Below are 24,107 nucleotides of genomic sequence, written 5' to 3' on the forward strand. Positions count from 1 at the left end.
AGGTCAGAGGCTAAGTAGAAAGAGATGCGCCATTTTCCGGTGCAATGTGGTGGAGGTGACAATGGCCGGCACGGAAACGGGCACCGATCGCGACCCCAGGACGACGACCGGGGACGCGGCCCGGAGCGACCAGACCGGGCCCTTCGACACCGAGGTCGAGCCCCTGACCGACATCCCCTCGACCGAATCCGCGCCCGGCGAGGCGGCGGAACCCGTGACCGACGAACCGGCCGCCGAAACCGCGCCAGGCCTGCCCCCGCCCCCGCCGACCCCGCCCGCGCGGGGTGGCGCCGGCACCGGCAGCATGATCGCGGGCGGTGCGATCGCGGCGGCCCTGGGGGCGGCCGTGGTGCTGACCCTTCTGCCCGAGGGCTGGCGCGCCCCGCGAACCGACCTGGAAGCGCGCCTTGCCGCGCTCGAATCGCGCCCGCAGGGCCTTGCCCCGGGCGCGTTGCAGGCCGCGCTTGCCCCGCTGGAGCAGCGCCTGAGCGCGCTGGAAAGCACCCCGGCCCCAGCCCCGGCACCTGCGCCCGACCTGTCGGCGGTGGAGGCTCGCCTCGGCGCATTGGAAACCCGGGCCACCCCCAACGATCCCGCCGACGCGATTGCCGCGCTGGGTCAGCGGATCGACGCGCTCCAGGCCGACGTCGTCCAGCAGGCCCGCAGCGCGGTCGAGACCGCCCTCGCGCAGTCCCGCGCCGAGGTGCAAGCCCAGGCTGCCGCGCTGACCAGCCGCGAACAGGACGTTGCCGCGCAGCAAGCCCGCGTCGCGCGCCGCGCGGCGATCACCGATCTGGTCGCCGCCGCCGAAAGCGGCGCCCCGGCCGCTCAGGCCCTGGCCGCGCTGGGCGACGCCCCGGCGGCGCTGGCACCGTTGGGCGATGGGCTTGTGACACTGTCGCACCTGCAAGACAGCTATGCCCCCGCCGCCCGCGCCGCGCTGGCCGCGCAGCCGGTGGCCGCGCAGGGTGAATCGCTGGGCGACCGGATGCTGGGGTTCCTCAGGGCGCAGACCGGCGCGCGCTCGCTCACGCCGCGCGCGGGGGCCGATACCGATTCGATCCTGTCCCGGGCCGAGGCCGCGCTCAGGCAGGGGGACCTGCCCGGCACGATCACCGAACTGGACGCACTGACCGGCGATCCCGCCGCCGCGATGGCGGCCTGGCGCGCCCAGGCTGAAACCCGGCTGGCGGCGCTGGCCGCGCTGTCGGACCTGCAATCGCAAGCTCAGGACTGAGGCGGAGAGAAACGATGATCTGGACCATTCTCAAGATCGCCCTGTTCCTGGCCGCCGTTGCCGGCCTGACGCTGGGCGTGCAGACGCTGATGCAGCAAGAGGCCGGTCTGCGCGTGGCCTTCAACAGCGTCGAATTCACGCTGGGCCCGGTGCAGATGGCGATCGCCGCAATCCTGCTTCTGGCCGGCCTTTGGCTGCTGATGAAGCTGATGGGCCTGCTGGTGGCGTCGATCCGCTTCATCAATGGCGACGAGACCGCGATCAGCCGCTATTTCGCCCGCAATCGCCGCCAGCGCGGGCTCGAGGCCCTGACCGACGGCTTTCTGGCCCTGGCCGCGGGCGAGGGGGACAAGGCCCTGACCAAGGCGCGCAAGGCCGAAAAGCTGCTCGACGATCAGGCGCTCACGACCCTTCTGGTCGCGCAATCCGCGCAGGCGAAGGGCAACACCCAGCTGGCCGAGGAGTATTACAAGCGCCTGCTCGAGGACAATCGCGGCCGCTTTGTCGGCGTGCAGGGGTTGCTCAGGCAGCAGATCGACGCGGGCGACGCCACCAAGGCGCGCAAACTGGCTGAAACCGCGCTCAGCCTGCGCCCGGGCCACGCGCCCACCCAGGATATGCTGCTGGGGCTTCAGACCAAGGCGGGCGACTGGGCCGGTGCGCGCAAGACGCTGTTGGAAACCACGCGCGCGGGGCGTCTGCCCAAGCCGGTCTTTCAGCGCCGCGATGCCGTTCTGACCCTGCAACAGGCCGAGGCCGAGGCCACCAACCCGGCCCTGGCGCAGGACCTGTCGATCGAGGCCAACAAACGCTCGCCCGACCTGGTGCCGGCCGCCGTCATGGCCGCCCGGGCACTGGTCGCGCGGGGCAAGCGCAACGCCGCCGCCAAGGTGCTCAAACGCAGTTGGAAAACCCGGCCGCACCCCGATCTGGCGCAGGCCTTTGCCGCGATCCAGCCCGATGAGACCACGGCCGCGCGGGTGAAACGCTTCGATGCTCTGCTGGCGCTGCATCCCGGCCCCGAGGAACGCCAGACCCGCGCCGAACTGCTGATCGCGGCCGAGGATTTCCCCGCCGCGCGCCGCGCCATCGGCGATTTGCACGAGACCGCCCCCACGCAACGCGTCATGACCATCATGGCCGCCATCGAACGCGGCGAGGGCTCGCCCGATCAGGTGGTGCGCGGCTGGCTGGCCCGGGCGCTGACCGCGCCGCGCGGGCCGCAATGGGTCTGCGACAATTGCCACCATGTGCACGCCCATTGGCACCCGCTGTGCGACAATTGCGGCGGCTTTGACACGTTGGCCTGGAACGCGCCGCCCGATTCGTCCGGCGCCTCGGCCACAGGCACCGAAATGCTGCCGTTGATCGTCGGCGCCCTGCCCGCCGCGGACGACCTGGACGACGCGACCGCCGACCTCGACGACGACGACGCCGACCCGATCGACGCCACCGCCGAGGAGATCGACCCCGCGCCCGCCGCCGAACGCGCGGACGCGCCCACCGCCACGGCCGACCGGGCCCCCGAACCGCCCCCCGTTCCCGAGGACGAGCCCGAAGGCATCGACCTGGACCAGGCCCGCCGGATGGGCCTGTGACCGGCCCGTCCGGGCGGCGAGAAAGCCGAAAAAAGGGGCTGGATACTGCACCGACCCGGTGCTAAGAACCGCCCGACCTCAGCGGGGCAACCCGCTGCACCGTGCCGGTGTAGCTCAGCTGGTAGAGCACGTCATTCGTAATGATGGGGTCGGGGGTTCGAGTCCCTTCACCGGCACCACTTTCTTGTTCAGAGACTGTCAGAGACATTCAGAAAGCCCTGTTTTCAAGGCTTTGGTGGTGTCTCAGTGTCCGCGGTCATCCGATTTCATCCACGATGAGCCCCCGCGTCGGGGGCAATGTCGGGGGTATTGCGGGAGGCCCCCGGCGGAGTGACGACGCACAAGCGGATCGACGACCCTCAGCAGCGCAGCTTGGGCTACCGGGTGGACACCCCCGGGCGGACGAACCGTAGCACGCCACCGGACAAGCACCCCCTGCCGCGCCGGGACCGGCACCGCCGCATGTGCGTGGTGTGACGGTTTGGTGCGGGTCGCGCGCCGGGGACGGAAAACCGGGCCGGTCTTTTTACAGAACTGACGCGCAGCGGACACGTCGCTGTTACCACCGCGCCGCACAACGGCCCTGCAACTTCAGGGGGCCGGCGATGCTGGAAGTCCGCAATGTCTCGCGCGTGTTCGGTCAACGGACCGCGGTGGACGCCATCAGTTTCACGGTCGAAGGGCCGCAGTTCATCGGCATCATCGGCCGTTCGGGCGCGGGGAAATCCACCTTTCTCAGGATGGTGAACCGGCTGACTGCGGCCAGTTCCGGCCAGATCCTGGTTGACGGCCGCGACATACTGGCCCTGACCGGCGCCGAGGCCCGCGCCTGGCAGAGCCAATGCGCGATGATCTTTCAGCAGTTCAACCTGGTGCCGCGCATGGACGTGGCCTCGAACGTGCTGCACGGCAAGCTGAACAGCCGTTCGACGCTGGCGACGCTGTTCAACATGTGGTCGCGCGAGGACATCCTTCAGGCGCTGGACATTCTGGACCGCCTGGGCATCGCCGACCAGGCCCCCAAGCGGGCCGAGGCCCTGTCCGGCGGCCAGCAGCAGCGCGTCGCCATCGCCCGCGCGCTGATGCAGGACCCCCGGATCATCCTGGCGGACGAACCGATCGCCAGCCTGGACCCGATGAACGCGCAGCTTGTCATGGACACGCTCAAGCGCATCAACACCGAAGACGGCCGCATGGTCATCGCCAACCTGCACACGCTGGACACAGCGCGGCGCTATTGCGACCGGGTGATCGGCCTGCGCGACGGCAAGCTGGTGTTCGACGGCCCGGCCAGCGACCTGACCACCGACGCCGCGCGCGCGATCTACGGCGCCGACCACAGCTTCAACGAGGACGCGACATCGACCGCGATCCCGGCCATCGCGCCGGCCGCGATGGGGACGCGTCCCCGGCCGGCCCGCGCCGCCGCCATCGCGGCGTCGTTCCTCTGACCTTGCCCAACCTTCATCGCCACGGAGAACCCCGATGAAATCCCTTGCTGCCGCTCTGATCCTGACCACCGCGCTGACCGGCGTCGCCCAGGCCCAGGCGACGATCACCGAGTTCAACATCGGCCTTCTGGGCGGTGAGAACGCGCAGGATCGCCTGGCGTCGAACGAGTGCTTTCGCGCCTATGTCGAGGACGCCCTCGGCGTGCCCGTCCACCTGTTCACCCCGGCCGACTACAACGGCGTGATCCAGGGTCTGCTGGGCGGGTCGCTGGACTTTGCCTGGCTGGGGGCCTCGGGCTATGCGGCGACCTGGCTGGCCGATCCGAACGCCGTGGAACCCGTGCTGGTCAAGACCAACCTCGACGGGTCGTTCTCGTATTTCTCGATCGGGTTCGCGCGCGCCGACAGCGGCATCCAGTCGCTGATGGACCTGCAAGGGCGCCGCTTCGGCTTTGGCGACCCGAACTCGACCTCGGGCTATCTGGTGCCGTCGATCGAGATCCCGCGCGTCACCGGGCATTCGATGGACTCGGGCGATTTCTTTGGCGAGGTGGTGTTCACCGGCGGCCATGAGCAAACCATCATCGCCGTAAACAACGGCGACGTGGACGCGGGCGTGACCTGGGCCGACGGGCTGGGCAACTGGGAAGACGGCTACAACTCGGGCGCGCTGCGCCGGGCCGTGGACGCGGGCCTGGTGGACATGAACGACCTGGTCGAGATCTGGCGCTCGAACCCGATCCCCGAGGGCCCTGTGGTGCTGCGCAGCAGCCTGCCGCAACAGGTCAAGGACACCGTCACCGACCTGCTGCAACACCTGGGCGAGCGCGACCAGGCGTGCCTCTATGGCGTTGCCGCGGGCGAGACCGCGGGCTTCGCGCCGATCACCCACGAGGCCTATCAGACCATCATCGACGTGCGTCGCGCGCAGATGAACTGATCCGCGGCCGGTCCGATCCTTTCGACATCGCCGGGCCCCGCCATCGCGCCGGGGCCCGGCCCTTGTGGACGCTGCCATGACCGTGACACCGATCGCCCCGCCGGGCCCCGATACGATCCGCCGCGCGTATCTGGCGCTGACCCGGCGGCGGCGGCTCTATTCCGGGCTCATGCTGCTGGTTTTCGCGCTGCTGATGATCGCCGGGTTCCGCACCGCCGAATCGCGCAACGCCGGGGGCTTTGTCGAAGGTCTGGCGCATTTGCCCGATTTTCCCGCCGCCATCCTGTCCGAAGCCTGGGACAAGGCCGAAAACCTGCCCGGCCACATGCGGGATGCCCTGCCCGCGCTGGTGGAAACGCTGAACGTCGCCGCCGTGGCCACGCTGACCGGCACGCTGGGCGGCATCCTGCTGTCGCTGCTGGCGACCCGGGGGCTGGCCCCGCTGCCCGCGCTGGCGGGCGTCTTTCGCCGGATCGCGGATATCCTGCGCGCCGTGCCCGAGATCGTGGTGGCGCTGGTGCTGATCTTCCTGCTGGGCGCGGGTCCGGTGCCCGCGGCCATCGCCATCGGCCTGCACACCGCCGGCGCGATGGGCAAGCTGTTCGCCGAGGTGAACGAGAACATCGACCCCAAGCCGGTCGAGGGGCTGGCCTCGGTCGGGGCGCGATGGAGCCAGCGGATGCTGTTGGGCGTGGTGCCGCAGGTCGCGCCCAATTACTTCAGCTATGCGTTGCTGCGGTTCGAGATCAACGTGCGCGCCTCGGCCATCCTGGGGTTCGTGGGCGCGGGCGGCATCGGCTATGACCTGAAGAACGCCATGACCTTTGGCCAGGGCAAGCTGGACGAGGCCGCCGGCATCTTCATCGTGCTGTTCCTGACCATCGTCGTGCTGGACCAGGCGTCCAGCCTGGTCCGCCACCGCCTGACGCAGGGGAGGGCCTGACATGGCCGATATCGCGCTGCAAACCGCCGTTCTGGGCGATTTCCGCCGCAAACGGCTGTGGGCTTTCGCCGCACCCGCGCTGGTTCTGGTCTATCTGGCCTATGTGTTTGTCGCCTTTGACGTGCCCGGCCTGGCCCAGCGCGCGCGGCTGGACAATGCGGCGACTCTGCTGGGCGATGCCATCCGCTACAAGGTGCATGTCACCCGGGACAACCGCACCGACGCGGTTTCGGTCGCCATCGAGGGCTCGCGCCGCATGACCCTTGCGGCGGACGAGACCCCAGCCTGGGTCCATCGCGACGGCACCCGCACGGTCATCGACCTGCCGCAGGGTCACCGTGTGATCTATGACGGCCCGGTCGCGCTGTATGACCTGCCCGGCTACGGCCAGATCCGCATCACCAACACCGGAACCGCCATCGACCTGTCGCTGCCCGGTCCCGTGGTGCCCGATTTCATCAACGCCTCGGGCACGCGCGTCAGCGTCAACACTGTCGCGGGGCGGCTGACGGTCACCCGCGCGCGCACCGAAACCATGCGCTATTTCCCGGGGTGGGAGCTGTTCTTCTTTGACCTGCACAGCCCGTTTCACCGCATGAGTTGGGCCGAAATCGCGGAAAGCCTGGCCTGGGGGCCGCGCCTGAACCCGGCGCAGACCAACCTGTCGCTGATGATCTCGAACATCTGGACCAACGAAATCTGGCGCCACGGGGATGTCGCCTGGGCCATGGGCGAGACGATCCTCATGGCGTTCCTGGGCACCTTTGGCGCGGCGATGATCGCGCTGCCGCTGGCCTTTCTGGCGGCGCGCAACTTCACCCCCGCGCGGTGGCTGCGGTTTGCCGTGCGCCGGGTGCTGGACTTCGTGCGCGGCGTGGATGCGCTGATCTTCACCATCGTTCTGTCGCGCGCCTTTGGCCCCGGGCCGATGACCGGCGCGCTGGCGATCCTGATCACCGACACCGGCAGTTTCGGAAAGCTGTTTTCCGAGGCCCTGGAAAACGTGGACAGCAAACCGATCGAGGGGATCCGCGCCACCGGCGCCCGGCCGGTGCAGCGCTATCGCTTTGGCGTCATGCCGCAGGTGCTGCCGGTGATCCTGAGCCAGGTCCTGTATCTGTTCGAATCGAACACCCGATCCGCGACCATCGTCGGCGCCATCGTCGGCGGCGGGATCGGCCTGCTGTTGACCCAGGCGATCCAGACCACGCAAGATTGGGAAAAGGTGACGTATTACATCATCCTGATCGTGCTGATGGTGGTGGCACTGGACGCGGTCTCGGCCAAACTGCGCGACCGGCTCATCAAGGGGGACGGCAGCGGCCGCTGAGCCCTGCCCCCCGAACCCGCCCGAGGAGACCCCGACATGCCGCGCCTGTCCGCCGACACCCCCCTGATCCACCCCGACTGCGAGATCCACAACAGCACCTTTGGCGCCTGGTGCGAGGTGGGGCGCGGATCGCGCGTGCTGAATTCCGAATTCGGCGACTATGCCTATTGCGACCGGATGGCCGATATCGCGAATTGCACGGTCGGCAAATTCGCCAATATCGCCGCGATGACGCGTATCGGGCCGACCGATCATCCGTGGCAGAACGCGGCGCAGCATCACTTTCTCTATCGCAGCGCCGCGTATTGGCCCGAGGAACCCGACGATGCGGAATTCTTTGCCCGGCGCGCGGCGCGGCGCTGCACGCTGGGGCACGATTGCTGGATCGGCCACGGCGCCATCGTCAAGCCCGAGGTGACGGTCGGCATCGGCGCCGTCGTGGCCTCGGGCGCGGTGGTGACAAAGGATGTCGCGCCCTTCCTGATCGTCGCCGGGGTGCCCGCGCGCCCGATCCGCGCGCGGTTTTCCGACGCGGTGGCCGAACGGCTGCTGGCGCTGGCCTGGTGGGACTGGCCGCACGACCGTCTGCGCGCCGCGCTGAGCGATTTCCGCACCCTGGGCGCCGAGGCGTTTCTGGACGCCTGCGGCGGCTGATGCCCGCCGCTCATTGCGCCGCGCGTGCATCCCGCGCCCTGCGCATGGGCCAGCCGGCCACCGGCCGACACCAGTTAGCCCCCGAGGTCGATCGCGGTCGCCGGGCCGTCGTCGATCAGGACGCCGTCGCGCGGAACGTGGGCGCACTCACTCGGGCGCGACGGTCAGCGTGACGCGCGCCCCGGCGAAATGAGTGATGCCGTATTCTAGGGGCTGACCGGCGGGATCCTGGTTCATCGATTCCAGCCGCATCACCGCCTCTGCGGGCCTGAGTTGCAGATGCCCCGCCAGGATCGCATCGGCGTTGCACGCGGTCAGCCGGGTCCAGGCGCGGGTGTAATCCGCAACCCCGCAGGCGGCGAGGGATTCGGTCACGCCCTTGCCCAGGCGAATATGCTGCGCCAGGCCCGGCAGCCGCGCCATCGCAAAGGCCGAGCGGAAATGGCCGATCACCTGCCCGTCGGACAACGAGACCCCCTCGACCCGCAGCACGGGCTCGCCGGGGGCCAGGGCCAGCACCTGCGCCTCGACCTGGGACGCGGTCGCGGACTGCACGCTCAGCACCCGCCGCCCTGGCACCCGCCCGGTCGCGGACAGCGCCTCGTGGAACCGGGTGCGCCGGGTCAGCGGATACTCTGTCGGGCGCGCGGCGACAAAAACCCCCGCGCCGCGCCGGGCGTGGACGGTGCCGGCCTCGGCCAGCGCAGCCAGTGCCCGGCGCACCGTATGGCGGTTGACGCCAAAGCGCGCGGCCAACTGCGCCTCGCTCGGCAAGCGGTCGCCGGGGCGCGCGTTGGCGATATCCTCGTCCAGGGACCGCGCGATCTGCCGCCAGAGGGAAAGCTGGTCCGTCATCGAAATTTCATGTGCATCGGACAATCTTGGGTGCTATTGGATGTCTAGTTGTATAGTAATCTAGACAAATCGACAAGATGTCCATGACCCAGATCTTTGACAGACCGGCGGCCATGGGGCTGCTGGCGCGGGCCCTGCCGGAAAGGCTGGCCGCGCTGCTTCCCGACCTGCCGGCCCATGCCGTGCTGCGCGGACCCGAGATCGGCGCGGTGATGGTGCGCGGCCGGCAGGGCGGCACCGGCGCCCCCTTCAACCTGGGCGAAATGACCGTGACCCGCTGCACCGTCCGGCTGGATGACGGCGCCATCGGCCACGCCCATGTGCAGGGCCGCGACAAGGACCACGCGCGCCGCGCCGCCGTCGTGGACGCGCTGTTGCAGGGCGCCCAGGCCGACAGCGTGACGCGCGACGTGCTGGCCCCCCTCGGGGCCGAGGAAGCGGCAAGACGCGAGGACCGCGCCCGCAAGGCCGCCGCCACGCGGGTCGAATTCTTCACCATGGTTCGGGGAGAGGACGGATGACAGACCCCATGCTGACCCCGGCCGCGATGGCGGGCGGCTTTGCCGCCGCACCCACGCAATCGGCCGTGGCCTTTCGCGCGATCCTGCACGCGCTGTCGCGTCCCGGCTGCATCGTCGGATTGACCGGCGCCACCCCGCCCGCGCCGATGCCGGTTGCCGCCGGGGTGGCGGCGCTGGTGCTGCTGGACAACACCACGCCGGTGCACCTGGCCGGCGCGCTGGATTGCGCGGCGGTGCGCGACTGGATCACCTTTCACACCGCCGCGCCGCTGGTGCCGGCCGGCGAGGCCGTCTTTGCCTTTGGCAGATGGACCGATCTGGCGCCGGTGTCGCGCTTTGCCATCGGCACGCCGGATTACCCCGACCGCGCCGCCACGCTGGTGGTCGTCACCGACCGCCTGGACGACACCGGCGCGACGCTGCGCGGCCCCGGCATCGACGGGGCGGCCCGTCTCAGTCTGCCCGAAATCGCCGCGTTCCGGGCCAATCGCGCGCTGTTCCCGCTGGGTTTCGACACGCTGCTGACCTGCGGCGACCGTCTCGCCGGCCTGCCGCGCAGCACCAGGGTGGAGGCCGCCTGATGTATGTCGCCGTCAAGGGTGGCGAACGCGCCATCGACAACGCCCACGCCTTTTTGGCCGAGGAACGCCGCGGCGACCCGGCGATTCCCGAACTCGGCGTCGCGCAGATCCGGGCGCAGATGGCGCTGGCGGTGAACCGGGTGATGGCCGAGGGGTCGCTTTATGATCCCGACCTGGCCGCGCTGGCGATCAAGCAGGCGCGCGGCGACCTGATCGAGGCGATCTTCCTGATCCGCGCCTATCGCACGACCCTGCCCCGGCTGGGCCACGCGCGCCCCGTCGATACCGGAGCGATGGCGGCGGTGCGGCGGATCTCGGCCACCTACAAGGATCTGCCGGGCGGGCAGGTGCTGGGGCCGACCTTCGACTACACGCACCGGCTGATCGACTTTGCCCTGGCGGCCGAGGGCGCGCCCCCCCGCGCCCCGCAGGCCGCGCCGCTGGGGCCGGTCCCCCGCGTCACCGGCTTTCTGGACCGCGAGGGCCTGATCGAGGACGAGCCCGCCGGCGACTCCACGCCCCGCGACCTGACGCGCGAGCCGATGGAACTGCCCGCCGACCGTGCGCTGCGCCTTCAGGCGCTGACCCGCGGCGACGAGGGGTTCATCCTGTCGCTGGCCTATTCCAGCCAGCGCGGCTACGGGCGCACGCATCCTTTCGTGGGCGAATTGCGCATCGGCGAAGTCACGGTCGAGATGGACATCCCCGAGCTGGGATTCGCCGTCGCGATCGGCGAGATCACCGTCACCGAATGCGAGACCGTGAACCAGTTCACCGGCTCCAGGTCGCAGCCGCCGCAGTTCACCCGCGGCTATGGCCTGGTGTTCGGCCAGTCCGAGCGCAAGGCGATCTCGATGTCTCTGGTGGACCGCGCCCTGCGCTGGGAGGAGTTGGGCGAGGATCACACCGGCGCCCCGGTGCAAGACGCCGAATTCGTGCTGATGCACGCCGACAACATCCAGGCGACCGGCTTCCTGGAGCATATCAAGCTGCCGCATTACGTCGATTTCCAGTCCGAACTGGAGCTGGTGCGCCGGTTGCGCGCGGCTCAGCGGGAGGCCGCCGAATGAGCGCCTACAATTTTGCCTATCTCGACGAACAGACCAAGCGGATGATCCGCCGCGCGATCCTGAAAGGCGTCGCCGTGCCTGGCTACCAGGTGCCCTTTGCCAGCCGCGAGATGCCGATGCCCTATGGCTGGGGCACCGGCGGCGTGCAGGTGACCGCCGCCTGCCTGACGCCGGACGACACGCTCAAGGTCATCGACCAGGGCGCGGACGACACCACCAACGCGGTGAGCATTCGCAAGTTCTTTCAGCGCACCGCCGGGGTCGCCGTGACCGAACGCACCGCCGAGGCAACCGTGATCCAGACGCGCCACCGCATTCCCGAAACGCCCCTGACCGCCGGGCAGATCCTGGTCTACCAGGTGCCGATCCCGGAACCGCTGCGCTTTCTGGAACCGCGCGAAACCGAGACCCGGCGCATGCACGCGCTCGAGGATTACGGCCTGATGCATGTGAAGCTCTACGAGGACATCGCCCGAAACGGCGCCATTGCCACCAGCTACGCCTATCCCGTCAAGGTCGAGGGGCGCTACGTCATGGACCCGTCACCGATCCCCAAGTTCGACAACCCCAAGCTCTCGGACTCGCCCGCGCTGCAACTGTTCGGGGCCGGGCGCGAGCAGCGGATCTACGCGGTGCCGCCCTTTACCCGTGTCGTCAGCCTCGACTTCCAGGATTACCCGTTCGAGGCCTCGAAAGCGCCGCACGCCTGCGCCCTGTGCGGCGACCCGGGCAGCTATCTGGACGAGGTCATCACGGACGACGCCGGCGGGCGGATGTTCGTCTGTTCGGACACCGACCACTGCGCCGGACGGCAGGCGACAGGCCACCGCGGGCGCCTGTCCGCGCAGGAGGACGCCGCATGAGTGACCAACCGCTTCTGAGGGTCGAGGGCATCACCCGGACCTACGGCGGCCGGGTCGGCTGCACGGACGTGTCGTTCGATCTGTGGCCCGGCGAGGTGATGGGGATCGTCGGCGAATCGGGCTCGGGCAAATCCACGCTGCTGGGCTGTCTGGCCGGCCACCTGACGCCCGACACCGGGCGCGTGGTCTTCGACACGCGCACCGAGGGGCCGCGCGACGTGCTGGCGATGACCGAGCCCGAGCGCCGGATGCTGGGCCGCACCGACTGGGCCTTTGTCCACCAGAACCCGCGCGACGGGCTGCGCATGGGGGTCAGCGCCGGCGGCAACGTGGGTGAACGGCTGATGGCCGTGGGCGCGCGCCACTACGGGCAGATCCGCGCCGAGGCGCTGGACTGGCTGGGCCGGGTCGAGATCGCCGGCGACCGCATTGACGACCGGCCGCGGCAGTTCTCGGGCGGGATGCAGCAACGGTTGCAGATCGCGCGCAACCTGGTGACCGGGCCGAGGCTGGTGTTCATGGACGAGCCGACCGGCGGGCTGGACGTCAGCGTGCAGGCGCGGCTGCTGGACCTGTTGCGCGGGCTGGTGCGGTCGATGGGGTTGAGCGCGGTGATCGTCACGCACGACCTGGCGGTGGTCCGCCTGCTGGCCGACCGGCTGATGGTGATGAAGGATGGCCGGGTGATCGAGCAGGGGCTGACCGACCAGGTTCTGGACGACCCGCAGCAGGCCTATACGCAGTTGCTGGTCAGTTCGGTCCTGCAGGTCTGAAGGCGTCGGGGGGCTGCCGCCCCCCGAACCCCCCGCCCAAAGGGGGCCTTCTGCCCCCTTTGGAAACCCCCGAGGATATTTGGAGCACAAAGATGATCGCGGTTCGGGATGTGTCCAAGAGTTTCACACTGCACAATCAAGGTGGCGCGGTGTTGCCGGTGATGACCGGGGCCAGCCTGCGGGTTGCGCCGGGGGAATGCGTCGGGCTGGTCGGGGCCTCGGGGTCCGGAAAATCGACACTGATGCGGATGATCTGGGGCAATTACCGTGTGGACGGAGGGTCGATCCGCGTGGGCGAGACGGAAATCGCGGGCGCCGAGCCGCGGCGCATCATCGCGCTGAGGCGCGGCACGCTGGGCTATGTCAGCCAGTTCCTGCGCGTCGTGCCCCGCGTGGCGACGCTGGCCGTGGTGGCCGAGCCGCTGCTGGCGCTGGGTGTGCCCGAGGCCGAGGCGCGCGGCCGTGCGGCGGCGATGCTGGCGCGGCTCAACATCCCCGAGCGCCTGTGGCCACTGTCGCCGACCACCTTTTCCGGCGGCGAACAGCAGCGGGTGAACATCGCGCGCGGGTTTGTCCACGCCTGGCCGGCGATGCTGCTGGACGAGCCGACCGCCAGCCTGGACGCCGGCAATCGCGCCGTCGTGCTGGCCCTGATCGCCGAGGCCAAGGCGCGCGGCGCCGCCATCCTGGGGATCTTTCACGACGAGGCTGCACGGGCGCAGGTCTGCGACCGGGTGGTCGATGTCACGGGCTTTTCGGTGCCGTCGTGACGGGCCGGTTGTTCACGGTCGTCGGCCCTTCGGGTGCGGGCAAGGACACGCTGCTGGCCGGCGCCTGTGCCGCGCCGGGCGGGCCGCACTGGGTGCGGCGCGTCATCACGCGGCCCTCGGGCGACGGGGGCGAACCCTTCGAGGGCGTGGCGCAAAGCGAGTTCGCGCTGCGCGAGGCCCAGGGCGCCTTTGCCCTGACATGGCGCGCGCATGGGCTGTGCTACGGCATCCCCCACAGCGAGCTGGCGCCGCTGCGGGAGGGGCGGGACGTGGTCTTCAACGGCTCGCGCGCGGCGCTGGCCAGGGCCGGGGCGGTGTTTCCCGCGCTGACCGTCATCGTCATCACTGCGCCGCCCGATCTGCTGGCGCGGCGGCTGGTGGGGCGCGGGCGCGAAAGCGTGGCACAGATCGCCCAGCGGCTGGCGCGCGACGTCACCGCGCAGCCCGCCGACCTGCCGGTGATCGAGATCGTCAACGACGGCACGCCAGAGCAGGGCATCGCGTGCCTGCGCGCGGCCTTTCAGCCCAGCGGTGCGCGGTGCAGATGACGAAAGTCGCCCTCAACCCCCTCGCCGAACACGCAAAGCGCATCCATCACGAAGGGTTGCGGCAGCAGCGGCGCGAACAGGTCCTCGGCCATGGGGCGAAAGCGGGTTTGCTGCGCCTCGGTCAGCGGATCGCTGAGGGTCAGGTGAAAGCGGAAGTCATCGAAGATCCAGGGATACCCCCAGCGGTCCAACTGCGCGCGCTGGCGGGGTGGCAGGCTGTCCGGATGGCGCCGGGCGCGGTCGCGGTCGGTCAGCGGCGCGCGGAACCGATCGAAGCGGCGCACCACCTGCGCGGCGAAATCCCGCAGCGGCCCCGTGTCGCCGATCGGCGTGAGCGCGAGAAAGCGGCCCAGCAGATCGACGCGCAATCCCCCGATGGCAAAGGGCGCGACACCGGCGGCAAAGGCATCGACGGCGGCCAGAAGGGCCTCCTCGTCGGTTCCCTCGGCCAGCGCGAAGGGCGCCTTGAGCGTGGCATGGAACCCGTAGCGGCGGGCGCTGGCCGTCAGCGCCGGCAGCCCGGGATCGGGCTGCGCCAGCGACTGGCCGGTGACGGCGTCGCGGCCCAGCCACTGCGCCCCGGCCCGGGCCAACGGCCCCGGGGGCGGGGCAAAATAGAGCGCATAGCGTTTCATGGCGGCACCCTGCCCCAGCATCGTCACGGTTCCGTGACGGTTTTCCCGATTCTGCCGGCGCGACGGCCGACCCCAGACAGACAGGATGCCCGATGACCACGATCCTTGCCAATGCGACCCTTGTGCTGCCCGACCGCGTGATGACCGGCGCGCTGGTGATGGACCAGGGGCGGATCGCCCGGATCGACGCCGGCGCCGATGTGCCCGCCGGGGCCGAGGATTGCGGCGGCGACCTGGTGATGCCCGGCCTGATCGAGCTGCACACCGACAATCTTGAGCGCCACATTCAGCCACGGCCTGGGGTGGACTGGCCCCATGCCGCCGCCATCATTGCCCATGACGCCGAACTGGCGGGCGTCGGCATCACCACGGTTTTCGACGCGCTGCGCGTCGGTAGCCTGATCTCGCGCAGTCAGGGGGCGCGGGAATACGCGCGCGGCATGGCGGACGAGATCCTCGCCGCGCGCGAGGCGGGCATGTTGCGCATCAGCCACCGCCTGCATCTGCGCGCCGAGGTCTGTTCGGAAACCCTGACGCAGGAGCTGGAGCGGTTCGGCCCGGCGGACCGCGTCGGCATCGTCAGCCTGATGGATCACACCCCCGGGCAGCGGCAGTTCGCCGATCTGGCCCAGTATCGGCGCTATCTGCGCGGCAAATACGGTCTGAGCGAGGACGAGTTCCTGGCCCATGTGGAGGCCCAGCGCGCCCTGGGCGACCGCGTGCGATCCGCGCATGAAGCCGCCGCCGTTAGCGCCGCGCGCCGCTTTGGCGCGGCTTTGGCCAGCCATGACGACACCACCGAGGGGCATGTGGCGGCCTCGGCCGCGCAGGGGGTTGCCCTGGCCGAATTCCCGACGACCGCGACCGCCGCCGGCGCCTGCGTGGCGCAGGGCATCGCGGTGATGATGGGGGCGCCCAACCTGATCCGCGGCGGGTCGCATTCCGGCAATGTCGCGGCGCGCGATCTGGCCGAGGCCGGGCTGCTGGACATCCTGTCGTCGGATTACGTCCCCTCGGCGTTGCTGGGGGGCGCGCTGATGCTGGGCGATCAGTGGGGCGATACCGCACGCGGGATCGCCACCGTCACGCAGGGGCCGGCGCGGGCGGTGGGCCTGAACGACCGGGGCACGCTGACCGAGGGCTTGCGCGCCGACGTGATCCGCGTGCGCCGCTTTGGTGCCGCCGGCGCGGTGCGCGGCACCTGGGTTGCGGGGGTGCGCGTCGCCTGAGGGCGTGAGGTGCAGGAAAATGCATCGAGGAAACTCTTTCCTTGCCAAACCCGCCGAAGATTGCACTATAACGCACATGCGGCGGTGCGAATCCGCGCCCGGCCGGGGAGGATGGCCGCGCCCGCGACGGGAGGAGATCAGCCGTGAATGAGAACGCAGCCGTCTATTTCGTGGACCGCCACCTGTCCGAGGGGCGCGGCGACAAGACCGCATTCCGCGAGGCCGACGGCGCGCGGCGCAGCCTGACCTATGGCGGCCTGGCCGATCAGAGCGCGCGCTTTGCCGGGGCATTGACCCGCCACGGTGTCCGCCGCGAGGAACGCATCGCGATGATCGTGCGCGACCAGCTGGAATTTCCCGTCGCCTTCTGGGGCGCGATCAAGGCCGGCGCGATTCCGGTGCCGCTGAACACGCTGCTGTCGGCCTCGGTTTACGAAGCGATCCTGAACGATTCCCGCGCCTCGATCCTGATTGTGTCGGACCAGTTGTGGGACACGGTGAAGCCCGCGATCGACGGCAACCGCTTTTTGCGCGCCGTGGTGGTGATCGGCACCGCGCAGACCTGCGACGGCACCGAATGCATCGGCTGGGACGCGTTCATGGATGGCGCGCAACCTCAGGACACGGTCGAGGCCGAGGGCGACGAACTGGCCTTCTGGCTCTATTCCTCGGGGTCCACGGGCGTGCCCAAGGGCGTGCGCCACATCCATTCCAGCCTCAAGGCCACCGCCGACACCTTTGGCGCGCAGGTGCTGGGCATCCGCGCGGACGACACCGTCTTTTCCGTCGCCAAACTGTTCTTCGCCTATGGGCTGGGCAACGGCATGACCTTCCCGCTTTCGGTTGGGGCTACCGCGGTTCTGTTCGGCGGGCGCCCGACCCCTGACGCGGTGTTCGACATCATGGCACGCGAACGCCCGACGATCTTTTGCGGGGTGCCGACGCTCTACGCCGCGCTGGTGGCCGAGCAGGAAAGGAAAGGCACCCGGCCCGACCATTGCGTCCGGCTGTGCACCTCGGCCGGCGAGGCCTTGCCGCGCGACATCGGCCAGCGGTGGGAAACGCTGTGGGGCGCAGAAATCGTCGATGGCGTCGGTTCGACCGAGATGCTGCACATCTTCCTGTCGAACCGTCCCGGCGAGATCGTCTATGGCACCTCGGGCGTGGCGGTGCCGGGCTACGAGGTGCGGCTGGTCGATGAACACGACGAGGACGTGACCGAGGGCGAGGTCGGCGAACTGCTGGTGCGCGGCCCCTCGAGCGCCGAAGGCTACTGGAACCGCCGCTCGAAAAGCCTGAGCACCTTTCAGGGCCACTGGACCCGCACCGGCGACAAATACGAGCGCACACCCGAGGGGCGCTTCGTCTACTGCGGCCGCACCGACGACATGTTCAAGGTCTCGGGCATCTGGGTCTCGCCGTTCGAGGTCGAGCAGGCGCTGGTCGAATATCCCGGTATCCTCGAGGCGGCCGTGGTCGCCCGCGCCGATGACAAGGACCTGCTGAAACCCGCCGCCTTCGTCGTGCTGAAAGAGGGCGCCGCGCTGGATACCGAGGCGCTGAAAGCGCACATCAAGTCCCGCATCGGCATGTGGAAATATCCACGCTGGATCACCGTTGTCGCCGACCTGCCAAAGACCGCGACCGGCAAGATCCAGCGCTTCAAGCTGCGCGATCCGGGGGCGGGCGCATGATCGACTGGGCGGCGGGCCAGGGTTGGCTGACGGCCGGCGGCAAGCGGCTGGAATGGGCTTGCTGGGGCGACCGCGCGGCCGGGCCGGTCCTGGTGTTGCTGCACGAAGGGCTGGGGTGCCTGGCGCTTTGGCGTGACGTGCCCGCGCGGCTGGCACAGGCGACGGGGCTGCCCGTCTTTGCCTATTCGCGCGAGGGCTATGGCCAGTCCGATCCCGCCGATCTGCCCCACCCCGTCGATTACATGACCCGCCACGCGACCGGCGTCCTGCCGGCGGTGCTGGATGCCATCGGTGCGCCCGCCTATGTGCTGATGGGCCATTCCGACGGCGCCACGATCGCGCTGGAATACGCCGGCCGGGTGGCGGATTTCCGCGTGCGCGGCCTCGTGCTGATGGCGCCCCATGTCTTTACCGAACCCCTGGGCCTGGCCGAGATCGCGCGCGCCCGCGTGGCGTTCGACAGCACCGACCTGGCGGCCAGGATGGGCCGATATCACCGCGACCCGGTGGCGACCTTTCGCGGCTGGAACGACGCCTGGCTGAACCCTGCATTCGCCGACTGGGATGTGACCGACGCCATCGGCTACCTGCGCGTGCCCGCGCTGGTGATCCAGGGGCGGCAGGATCAATACGGCACGCTCGCGCAGGTGCAGGCGATCGCCGATCAAAGCTATGCGCCGGTCGATACGCTGGTGCTGGACGATTGCCGGCACGCGCCGCAATTCGAACAGCCGGACGCCGTTCTGGCGGCGGTGCGGGCCTTCACCGGGCGGCTGATCGCGCACGAGGCTGCCCGCCCCGAGGGCGCGTGATCCCGCTGCCGGCCGCGCCGCACCAGCCGGGCCGCACCCCGCGCCCCGACCCCGCGCTGTTCGCCGGGTTGTCGGGACCAGAGGCCTTGGCGGCGGGTCTCCAGGCTTTTCGCCGCGGCTATTTCTGGGAGGCGCACGAATGCTGGGAACGGATCTGGGCGGCGCTGCCCCCGGCCTCGGCCGAGCGTGAGGTGATGCGCGGCGCGATCCAGTTGGCAAACGCCGGGTTGAAGCACCGCATGGGCCGGCCCACGGCCCGCGACCGGATTCTGGCCCTCGCCACCGCCGCCCTGCATGAGGGCGAAAGGCGCGGCGCCCGCGTCGCCGGCCTCGATCCCGGGGGCTTGCAGGCCGATCTTGACTTGTTTTTGCAAAATAATGCACTATTTGCGCCGGAGTCGCCCTGGTGAATGTGCAATATACACCTCACCGCCGGAACATTAGCTATTTACCGGCCCTCGCATCTGCACTATTGTGCACGCAGCGAACAGGACCGATGATTCAAGGAGAACCCTCCAGTGACCAAGCGCATCGATTTTCAGACCGACCCGTCGCGGTATCGTCACTGGCGCGTCACCTATGACGGCGCCATCGCCAACCTCACCATGGACGTGGACGAGAACGGCGGCCTGTTCGACGGCTACCAACTGAAGCTGAACAGCTACGATCTGGGCGTGGATATCGAACTGGCCGATGTCGTGCAGCGGATGCGGTTCGAACACCCCGAGGTGAAGGTGGTGGTGATGCGCTCGGGCAAGGACAAGGTGTTCTGCGCCGGCGCGAACATCCGGATGCTGGGCGGCGCGACGCACGCGCACAAGGTCAATTTCTGCAAATTCACCAACGAGACCCGCAACACCTTCGAGGCCGCCGAGATCGACTCGGGGCAGAAATACATCGCCGCCGTGAAGGGCGCCTGCGCCGGGGGTGGCTATGAACTGGCGCTGGCGTGCAACCACATCATGCTGACCGACGACAGCAGCACCACCGTGGCCCTGCCCGAGGTTCCGCTGCTGGCCGTGCTGCCCGGCACCGGCGGGCTGACCCGCGTCACCGACAAGCGCAAGGTGCGCCGCGACCTGGCGGATGTGTTCTGTTCGCTGGAAGAGGGGGTCAAGGGCAAGCGCGCCAAGGATTGGCGCCTGGTGGACGAGGTGATCGCGAATTCGAAATTCGACACCACGGTGGCGGAACGGGCAAGGGAATTCGCCGCCGCCTCGGACAAGCCGACGGGCCAGGGCATCGCGCTGACGCCTCTGCAAAAGACCATCGGCACGGATGGCGCGATCCAGTATTCGCTGGTCGAGGTCGCCGTAGACCGCGCCGCGCGCAAGGTCACGGTCACGCTGAACGGTCCGGACCAGCCGGTGCCGGCGACGATCGAGGACCTTCATGCGCAGGGCGATCAGTCGTGGATGCTGCGGCTCGCGCGGGAATTCGACGACGCGATCCTGGAGCTGCGCCTCAACGAAATGGACCTGGGCCTGATGGTGTTCCGCACCCAGGGCGACCCGCGGGCGGTTCTGGCGCACGAGGCCTTCTTGCTGGGCAACCCGGGCGACTGGCTTGCGCGCGAGATCGTGCAATACTGGAAACGGGTGCTGAAGCGGGTCGATGTGACCTCGCGGTCGCTGGTGGCGCTGGTCGAGAACGGCTCGTGCTACGCCGGGTTCCTGGCGGAACTGCTGTGGGCCTCGGACCGCAGCTACATGATGCAGGGCGCGTTCGAGGGCGACAACCGCCCGGAAGCCACCGTCGCGCTATCGGCCGGCAACTTTGGCCCGTTCCCGATGGGCAACGCCCTGACGCGCCTGCAAACCCGCTTCCTGGCCGAGCCCGAGACCGTCGATGCGCTGAAGAACCGCATCGGCGAGGCGCTCGACGCCGAGGCCGCGATGGACGCCGGCTTGATCACCTATGCCTATGACGACATCGACTGGGACGACGAGATCCGCATCTTCATGGAAGAACGCGCCAGCTTCAGCCCGGACGCGATGACCGGGATGGAGGCGAACCTGCGCTTCGCCGGACCCGAGACGATGGAGACCCGGATCTTCGGGCGCCTGACCGCCTGGCAGAACTGGATCTTCAACCGCCCGAACGCCACCGGCGAAACCGGCGCCTTGCAACGCTATGGCACCGGGGTGCGCGGCGACTATTCGATGCAACGCGTGTGACCGACCCTGGGGTGCGCAACGACTGCGCGCCCCCGCTGTTTCCGTAGGGTGCGCAGGTCCCGCGCACCGTCCCCAGGAGGAGAATTCATGATCGACCTCATCAATGTCAGCTATGACACGCAGATCCCCAACAACGTCGGCCTGTCGTCCGACAAGCGCGTGCTCAAGGCGCTGGAGAAATGGCACCCCGGTTACATCAACTGGTGGAACGACCTGATCCCGCAGAACTTTCAGAAATCGCTGGTCTATCTGCGCACCGCCGTGTCGGTCGATCCCAAGGGCTGGGCCAAGTTCGACTATGTGAAGATGCCCGAATACCGCTGGGGCGTGCTGCTGGCGCCCCAGGTCGAGGACCGGCGCATCCCCTGCGGCGAGCACGCCGGCGAACCCGCCTGGCAAGAGGTGCCCGGCGAATACCGCTCGCTCATGCGCCGGCTGATCGTGATCCAGGGCGACACCGAGCCCGCCTCGGTCGAGCAGCAGCGGTTCCTGGGCCTGACCGCGCCCTCGCTCTATGACCTGCGCAATCTGTTCCAGGTCAACGTCGAGGAAGGCCGCCACCTGTGGGCCATGGTCTACCTGCTGCACAAGTATTTCGGCGCCGACGGCCGCGAGGAAGCCGACGACCTGCTGCGCCGGCAATCGGGGTCCGAGGAAGCGCCGCGGATGCTGGGGGCGTTCAACGAGGAAACGCCGGACTGGCTGTCCTTCTTCATGTTCACCTATTTCACCGACCGCGACGGCAAGATGCAGCTCGAAGCCCTAGCGCAATCGGGTTTCGACCCGCTTTCGCGCACCTGCCGCTTCATGCTGACCGAGGAAGCGCACCACATGTTCGTGGGCGAAACCGGCGTCGGGCGCACCATCGAACGCACCTGCGAGGCGATGAAAGCCGCCGGCATCGATGATCCGCATGACATCGACCGTATCCGCGCGCTGGGGGTCATCGACCTGCCGACGATCCAGAAGAAGCTGAACCTGCACTATACGCTCAGCCTGGACCTGTTCGGGCAGGAAGTCTCCACAAACGCGGCCAATGCCTTCAACGCGGGCATCAAGGGCCGCTATATGGAGCACCGGCTGACCGACGACCACAAGCTGACCAGCGACACCTATCCCGTGTGGGATTTCGTCGATGGCACGCTGGTGCGCCACGAGGTCCCGGCCCTGACGGCGATCAACATGCGCCTGCGCGACGACTACAGCCGCGACGCGGCCGGCGGCGTCGGCCGCTGGAACAAGATCATCGAGAAATCGGGTGTCCAGTTCGAGTTGCGGCTGCCGCACGAAGCCTTCCACCGCCAGATCGGCGTCTTCGCGGGCAAGACCTTTGCCCCGGACGGCACGCTTCTGTCGGGGGCCGAGTATGACGCGCGGCGCAAGGACTGGCTGCCGACACATGCCGACGGGGATTTCATCCAGTCGCTGATGAAGCCGGTGACCGAACCGGGTCAATACGCGGGCTGGATCAACCCGCCCAAGGTCGGCATCGACAACAAGCCCGGCGACTTCGAGTATGTGAAGCTCTACATGGCCTGACGGCCCGCCGTAGGGTGCGTGCTAGCACGCACCCTACCTGCCGCGCGCGTGACATCCCGGCGCGCCCCGATTACCGTGTCCTTTGCCAGACACCCAGGGAGGACCCGCCATGCCCCTCGAACAGCCCGCCGCGCCGTCGCCGCGCCCGGCCCCCACCCTGACCGATCGCCCGCACTGCCTGGACTGCCCGGATTGCGCCGGCACCTGCTGGAGCGTCATCGAACTCTGTCATCTGCCCGAGATGATCCTGCACAGCCCCCGAAAGCCGCGCGCATGACCCTGCCCCTGAAACAGCACCTCATCGACCCGGAAATCTGCATCCGCTGCTATACCTGCGAGATGACCTGCCCGGTGGGCGCCATCGTCCACGACGACACCAATGTCGTGGTCGATGCCGAAACGTGCAACTTCTGCATGGACTGCATCCCGGTCTGTCCGACCGGTTCGATCGACGAGTGGCGCGTGGTCCAGACCCCCTATTCGCTGGACGAGCAATTCTCGTGGCAGGACCTGCCCGCGCAACAGGACATCGGCACCTCGGGCGGGGTGGAGGCGCTGGACGATGCGATGGAGGCCCTGCTGGCCGAGGCCCACCAGGGCGCCGGCGGCAAGTCGCGCGCGCCCGCCACGGCGTCGAAACCCACCGTCAACCTCTATACCCTGGGCAAGCCCGCGACCGCTCGGGTGCAGGGAAACTACCGGCTGACCAGCGCCGAATCCGGCGCGGACGTGCGGCACATCATCCTCGATTTCGGCGGCCAGCCGATGCCCGTGCTCGAGGGTCAGTCGATCGGCATCATCCCGCCCGGCACCGACGCCCAGGGCAAGGCGCACCTGCCGCGGCTCTATTCCGTATCCAGCCCGCGCGATGGCGAGCGGCCGAACTACAACAACCTCTCGCTGACCGTAAAGCGCGAGGACCGGGGCCTGTGCTCGAACTATGTCTGCGATCTGGCGATCGGCGACGCGGTGCAGGTCACCGGCCCCTTCGGCGCGACCTTCCTGATGCCGCAAGACCCCGAAGCGCGGATGCTTCTGGTCTGCACCGGCACCGGCTCGGCGCCCTTCCGCGGCTTCACCATGCGCCGCCAGCGCGCCGCCCTGGCCGGCCCCGGCGACATGGTCCTGTTCTTCGGTGCGCGCACGCCGGATTCGCTGCCCTATTTCGGCCCCCTGAACAAGGTTCCCGACCGGCTGCTGAAAAAGCACCTGGTGTTCAGCCGCATTCCCGGTGCGCCCAAGGAATACGTCCAGGACCGCATGATGGTCGAACAGGAGGACGTCGCCGAGATGCTGGCCGATCCCAGGACGCATATCTACATCTGCGGCCTCAGAGGGATGGAACAGGGCGTCGAACTGGCGTTTCGCAACATCGCGGAAAGCACCGGCCTGCCCTGGGAGGCGACCCGCGACGCCATGCGCGAGGATGGCCGCTATCACGTCGAAACCTACTGACCGGAGGCACGCCATGGCCTTTACCCACACCATTCGCGTCGGCTGGGGCGATTGCGACCCGGCAAAGATCGCCTATACCGGCCGCCTGCCCGCCTTTGCGCTGGAGGCGATCGATGCGTTCTGGGAACACAGCATCGGTGCCGGCTGGTTCGCGATGGAGATGGACCGCGGCTACGGCGGTCCCTTCGTGCACCTGGACCTGGATTTTCGCGCCCCCGTCACCCCGCGCCACCCCCTGATCTGCGAGGTCGTTCCGGTCAAGCTGGGCGGAACCTCGGTCCGGTTCCGGGTGCGTGGGCGGCAGGATGGCGTGCTTTGCTTCGAGGGGCATTTCGTCAGCGTCTTTTCCAGGGTCGGGGCGCTGGAGACCATCCCGATCCCGCCCGAGGTCCGCACCGCGCTGGAGCCTTTCGTCGAATCCGACGCATGATA

General features: G+C 69.0%; 25 protein-coding genes and 1 tRNA gene. 24 read left to right on the top strand and 2 right to left on the bottom strand.

Translation table 11 applies throughout. The features are described from left to right. The first annotated feature begins 61 nt into the window (after positions 1 to 61). The 8 genes from H6900_00940 to H6900_00975 all read left to right on the top strand — a co-directional run bounded on the left by H6900_00940 (position 62) and on the right by H6900_00975 (position 8,153). Positions 62 to 1,237: a hypothetical protein gene (locus H6900_00940; GenBank protein ID MCC0071831.1), complete on the top strand. Its 1,176-nt coding sequence runs from the start codon at positions 62 to 64 to the stop codon at positions 1,235 to 1,237. 14 nt (positions 1,238 to 1,251) lie between these two features. Then, positions 1,252 to 2,835, top strand: a complete 1,584-nt coding sequence (locus H6900_00945; protein MCC0071832.1) for a heme biosynthesis protein HemY — start codon at positions 1,252 to 1,254, stop codon at positions 2,833 to 2,835. A 103-nt stretch (positions 2,836 to 2,938) separates the two neighbouring features. After that, positions 2,939 to 3,014 (top strand) — tRNA-Thr (locus H6900_00950). Between the two features lie 426 nt (positions 3,015 to 3,440). Further along, the gene (gene phnC / locus H6900_00955) at positions 3,441 to 4,286 is read left to right on the top strand and encodes a phosphonate ABC transporter ATP-binding protein (GenBank protein MCC0071833.1); all 846 of its coding nucleotides are present in this window, start codon (positions 3,441 to 3,443) and stop codon (positions 4,284 to 4,286) included. 34 nt (positions 4,287 to 4,320) lie between these two features. Next, entirely contained in the window at positions 4,321 to 5,226 is a 906-nt protein-coding gene (gene phnD / locus H6900_00960; GenBank protein ID MCC0071834.1) for a phosphonate ABC transporter substrate-binding protein, read from the top strand. 76 nt (positions 5,227 to 5,302) lie between these two features. After that, positions 5,303 to 6,169 (top strand): phosphonate ABC transporter, permease protein PhnE, encoded by an 867-nt coding sequence (gene phnE, locus H6900_00965; protein ID MCC0071835.1) that lies wholly within the window; start codon positions 5,303 to 5,305, stop codon positions 6,167 to 6,169. Position 6,170: 1 nt separating this feature from the next. After that, positions 6,171 to 7,499, top strand: a complete 1,329-nt coding sequence (gene phnE / locus H6900_00970; GenBank protein MCC0071836.1) for a phosphonate ABC transporter, permease protein PhnE — start codon at positions 6,171 to 6,173, stop codon at positions 7,497 to 7,499. Positions 7,500 to 7,535: 36 nt separating this feature from the next. Then, entirely contained in the window at positions 7,536 to 8,153 is a 618-nt protein-coding gene (locus H6900_00975) for a chloramphenicol acetyltransferase (protein ID MCC0071837.1), read from the top strand. Positions 8,154 to 8,300: 147 nt separating this feature from the next. On the opposite strand, the gene phnF is transcribed toward H6900_00975, so the two are convergent. Continuing rightward, entirely contained in the window at positions 8,301 to 9,008 is a 708-nt protein-coding gene (gene phnF, locus H6900_00980; protein MCC0071838.1) for a phosphonate metabolism transcriptional regulator PhnF, read from the bottom strand. Between the two features lie 83 nt (positions 9,009 to 9,091). Between phnF and phnG the strand changes: the two genes are divergently transcribed. The 7 genes from phnG to phnN all read left to right on the top strand — a co-directional run bounded on the left by phnG (position 9,092) and on the right by phnN (position 14,134). Then, complete coding sequence (gene phnG, locus H6900_00985) at positions 9,092 to 9,529, top strand: phosphonate C-P lyase system protein PhnG (protein MCC0071839.1); 438 nt, start codon at positions 9,092 to 9,094, stop codon at positions 9,527 to 9,529. An 8-nt stretch (positions 9,530 to 9,537) separates the two neighbouring features. Continuing rightward, entirely contained in the window at positions 9,538 to 10,110 is a 573-nt protein-coding gene (phnH, locus tag H6900_00990) for a phosphonate C-P lyase system protein PhnH (protein MCC0071840.1), read from the top strand. After that, a complete protein-coding gene (locus tag H6900_00995) occupies positions 10,110 to 11,180 on the top strand; it encodes a carbon-phosphorus lyase complex subunit PhnI (protein MCC0071841.1) in 1,071 nt (356 codons plus the stop codon). Before phnH ends, H6900_00995 begins: the two co-directional genes overlap by 1 nt. Continuing rightward, complete coding sequence (locus tag H6900_01000; GenBank protein ID MCC0071842.1) at positions 11,177 to 12,043, top strand: alpha-D-ribose 1-methylphosphonate 5-phosphate C-P-lyase PhnJ; 867 nt, start codon at positions 11,177 to 11,179, stop codon at positions 12,041 to 12,043. The genes H6900_00995 and H6900_01000 overlap by 4 nt, the downstream gene beginning before the upstream one ends. Further along, positions 12,040 to 12,816, top strand: coding sequence for a phosphonate C-P lyase system protein PhnK (gene phnK, locus H6900_01005; protein ID MCC0071843.1), 777 nt, complete (start codon positions 12,040 to 12,042; stop codon positions 12,814 to 12,816). The genes H6900_01000 and phnK overlap by 4 nt, the downstream gene beginning before the upstream one ends. A gap of 92 nt (positions 12,817 to 12,908) precedes the next feature. Next, the gene (gene phnL / locus H6900_01010; protein ID MCC0071844.1) at positions 12,909 to 13,586 is read left to right on the top strand and encodes a phosphonate C-P lyase system protein PhnL; all 678 of its coding nucleotides are present in this window, start codon (positions 12,909 to 12,911) and stop codon (positions 13,584 to 13,586) included. Continuing rightward, positions 13,583 to 14,134, top strand: a complete 552-nt coding sequence (gene phnN, locus H6900_01015; protein MCC0071845.1) for a phosphonate metabolism protein/1,5-bisphosphokinase (PRPP-forming) PhnN — start codon at positions 13,583 to 13,585, stop codon at positions 14,132 to 14,134. Before phnL ends, phnN begins: the two co-directional genes overlap by 4 nt. On the opposite strand, the gene H6900_01020 is transcribed toward phnN, so the two are convergent. Next, positions 14,107 to 14,769, bottom strand: a complete 663-nt coding sequence (locus H6900_01020) for a DUF1045 domain-containing protein (GenBank protein MCC0071846.1) — start codon at positions 14,767 to 14,769, stop codon at positions 14,107 to 14,109. The genes phnN and H6900_01020 overlap by 28 nt on opposite strands. Before the next feature lie 92 nt (positions 14,770 to 14,861). Between H6900_01020 and H6900_01025 the strand changes: the two genes are divergently transcribed. The 9 genes from H6900_01025 to H6900_01065 all read left to right on the top strand — a co-directional run bounded on the left by H6900_01025 (position 14,862) and on the right by H6900_01065 (position 24,105). Next, entirely contained in the window at positions 14,862 to 15,998 is a 1,137-nt protein-coding gene (locus tag H6900_01025) for an alpha-D-ribose 1-methylphosphonate 5-triphosphate diphosphatase (protein MCC0071847.1), read from the top strand. A gap of 143 nt (positions 15,999 to 16,141) precedes the next feature. After that, on the top strand, positions 16,142 to 17,692 hold the full coding sequence (locus H6900_01030; GenBank protein ID MCC0071848.1) for a benzoate-CoA ligase family protein: 1,551 nt from the start codon (positions 16,142 to 16,144) through the stop codon (positions 17,690 to 17,692). Further along, complete coding sequence (locus H6900_01035; GenBank protein ID MCC0071849.1) at positions 17,689 to 18,504, top strand: alpha/beta hydrolase; 816 nt, start codon at positions 17,689 to 17,691, stop codon at positions 18,502 to 18,504. The genes H6900_01030 and H6900_01035 overlap by 4 nt, the downstream gene beginning before the upstream one ends. Further along, entirely contained in the window at positions 18,501 to 18,914 is a 414-nt protein-coding gene (locus H6900_01040; GenBank protein MCC0071850.1) for a DUF309 domain-containing protein, read from the top strand. Before H6900_01035 ends, H6900_01040 begins: the two co-directional genes overlap by 4 nt. 108 nt (positions 18,915 to 19,022) lie before the next feature. Then, complete coding sequence (gene boxC, locus H6900_01045) at positions 19,023 to 20,681, top strand: 2,3-epoxybenzoyl-CoA dihydrolase (protein MCC0071851.1); 1,659 nt, start codon at positions 19,023 to 19,025, stop codon at positions 20,679 to 20,681. Positions 20,682 to 20,768: 87 nt separating this feature from the next. Further along, positions 20,769 to 22,220, top strand: coding sequence for a benzoyl-CoA 2,3-epoxidase subunit BoxB (boxB, locus tag H6900_01050; protein MCC0071852.1), 1,452 nt, complete (start codon positions 20,769 to 20,771; stop codon positions 22,218 to 22,220). 109 nt (positions 22,221 to 22,329) lie between these two features. Beyond that, positions 22,330 to 22,497, top strand: coding sequence for a hypothetical protein (locus H6900_01055; GenBank protein ID MCC0071853.1), 168 nt, complete (start codon positions 22,330 to 22,332; stop codon positions 22,495 to 22,497). Beyond that, positions 22,494 to 23,675, top strand: coding sequence for a benzoyl-CoA 2,3-epoxidase subunit BoxA (gene boxA, locus H6900_01060; protein MCC0071854.1), 1,182 nt, complete (start codon positions 22,494 to 22,496; stop codon positions 23,673 to 23,675). Before H6900_01055 ends, boxA begins: the two co-directional genes overlap by 4 nt. Positions 23,676 to 23,688: 13 nt before the next feature. Beyond that, positions 23,689 to 24,105, top strand: a complete 417-nt coding sequence (locus H6900_01065; GenBank protein MCC0071855.1) for an acyl-CoA thioesterase — start codon at positions 23,689 to 23,691, stop codon at positions 24,103 to 24,105. Positions 24,106 to 24,107 lie beyond the last annotated feature (2 nt).

The sequence above is a fragment of the Rhodobacter sp. genome, assembly GCA_020637515.1.
Taxonomy (GTDB): domain Bacteria; phylum Pseudomonadota; class Alphaproteobacteria; order Rhodobacterales; family Rhodobacteraceae; genus Pararhodobacter.

Excerpts from the sequence above, each read along its gene's own strand:
- boxB (MCC0071852.1), top strand. The coding sequence starts at position 20,769 with ATGATCGACCTCATCAATGTCAGCTATGACACGCAGATCCCCAACAAC.
- H6900_01065 (MCC0071855.1), top strand. The coding sequence starts at position 23,689 with ATGGCCTTTACCCACACCATTCGCGTCGGCTGGGGCGATTGCGACCCG.
- H6900_00940 (MCC0071831.1), top strand. The coding sequence starts at position 62 with ATGGCCGGCACGGAAACGGGCACCGATCGCGACCCCAGGACGACGACC.
- boxA (MCC0071854.1), top strand. The coding sequence starts at position 22,494 with ATGACCCTGCCCCTGAAACAGCACCTCATCGACCCGGAAATCTGCATC.
- phnE (MCC0071835.1), top strand. The coding sequence starts at position 5,303 with ATGACCGTGACACCGATCGCCCCGCCGGGCCCCGATACGATCCGCCGC.
- phnC (MCC0071833.1), top strand. The coding sequence starts at position 3,441 with ATGCTGGAAGTCCGCAATGTCTCGCGCGTGTTCGGTCAACGGACCGCG.
- H6900_01025 (MCC0071847.1), top strand. The coding sequence starts at position 14,862 with ATGACCACGATCCTTGCCAATGCGACCCTTGTGCTGCCCGACCGCGTG.
- phnG (MCC0071839.1), top strand. The coding sequence starts at position 9,092 with ATGACCCAGATCTTTGACAGACCGGCGGCCATGGGGCTGCTGGCGCGG.
- H6900_01035 (MCC0071849.1), top strand. The coding sequence starts at position 17,689 with ATGATCGACTGGGCGGCGGGCCAGGGTTGGCTGACGGCCGGCGGCAAG.
- phnH (MCC0071840.1), top strand. The coding sequence starts at position 9,538 with ATGCTGACCCCGGCCGCGATGGCGGGCGGCTTTGCCGCCGCACCCACG.
- H6900_01055 (MCC0071853.1), top strand. The coding sequence starts at position 22,330 with ATGCCCCTCGAACAGCCCGCCGCGCCGTCGCCGCGCCCGGCCCCCACC.
- H6900_00995 (MCC0071841.1), top strand. The coding sequence starts at position 10,110 with ATGTATGTCGCCGTCAAGGGTGGCGAACGCGCCATCGACAACGCCCAC.
- H6900_00945 (MCC0071832.1), top strand. The coding sequence starts at position 1,252 with ATGATCTGGACCATTCTCAAGATCGCCCTGTTCCTGGCCGCCGTTGCC.
- phnD (MCC0071834.1), top strand. The coding sequence starts at position 4,321 with ATGAAATCCCTTGCTGCCGCTCTGATCCTGACCACCGCGCTGACCGGC.
- phnL (MCC0071844.1), top strand. The coding sequence starts at position 12,909 with ATGATCGCGGTTCGGGATGTGTCCAAGAGTTTCACACTGCACAATCAA.
- phnE (MCC0071836.1), top strand. The coding sequence starts at position 6,171 with ATGGCCGATATCGCGCTGCAAACCGCCGTTCTGGGCGATTTCCGCCGC.
- phnK (MCC0071843.1), top strand. The coding sequence starts at position 12,040 with ATGAGTGACCAACCGCTTCTGAGGGTCGAGGGCATCACCCGGACCTAC.
- H6900_00975 (MCC0071837.1), top strand. The coding sequence starts at position 7,536 with ATGCCGCGCCTGTCCGCCGACACCCCCCTGATCCACCCCGACTGCGAG.
- H6900_01000 (MCC0071842.1), top strand. The coding sequence starts at position 11,177 with ATGAGCGCCTACAATTTTGCCTATCTCGACGAACAGACCAAGCGGATG.
- phnF (MCC0071838.1), bottom strand. The coding sequence starts at position 9,008 with ATGACGGACCAGCTTTCCCTCTGGCGGCAGATCGCGCGGTCCCTGGAC.
- H6900_01020 (MCC0071846.1), bottom strand. The coding sequence starts at position 14,769 with ATGAAACGCTATGCGCTCTATTTTGCCCCGCCCCCGGGGCCGTTGGCC.